This is a genomic window from Massilia scottii (assembly GCF_030846495.1).
Lineage (GTDB): Bacteria > Pseudomonadota > Gammaproteobacteria > Burkholderiales > Burkholderiaceae_D > Telluria_A > Telluria_A violaceinigra.
In genome coordinates, this window is sequence record NZ_JAVCWM010000082.1 from 1 (window position 1) to 555 (window position 555).

Here is a 555-nt window from a genome sequence, read left to right on the forward strand (position 1 = left end):
ACTGAACGGCGGCAACGGGAACGACCTGCTCAAGCTCATCGGCAGCGGCAACAGCGGCCTGTTCGGCGGGCGCGGCATCGACGTGATCGAGATCACCGCGACGCAGCAGGCGCTGGCCGGGCGTGTGGTGGTCAATAGCGGCGAGGATGCCGACACCATCGTCTTCACGCGCGGCGCGCTGGATAACACGGCCGTCACCGCCAGCGGCGGCGCCGGCATCGACACCTACGTGCTGCGCGGGGAAGGACGCCTGGGCAGCCTGACGGTGAAGGATTTTGCGGCCGGCGCCGGGGGCGACCGCATCGACCTCGCCGGCCTGGCAGCACCCGGCGGCTTGCTGGAGTTCGTGCAGAGCGGCAGCGCGACCCTGGTGCGCTTCGACCTTGATGGCGGCGCCGGCCCGCTGGCCGCGGCAACCCTGATGACCTTGCAAAACGTGGTCGCGACCAGTATGACGAGCGACAACGTGGTCGACATCGGCGGCGCGCAGGTGCAATTGGTCGGGGTGGCGAGCGACGCCCCACTGATCGGCTAAGCCGGCGGCGGCAAGGTGCA

General features: G+C 69.9%; 1 protein-coding gene. It reads left to right on the forward strand.

The genetic code is table 11. From position 1 onward, the window contains the following. Nucleotides 1-535: type I secretion C-terminal target domain-containing protein (locus tag RBA41_RS33380; protein WP_306628642.1), on the forward strand; the 535-nt coding region annotated here is incomplete at its 5' end. Between the last annotated feature and the right edge of the window lie 20 nt (nucleotides 536-555).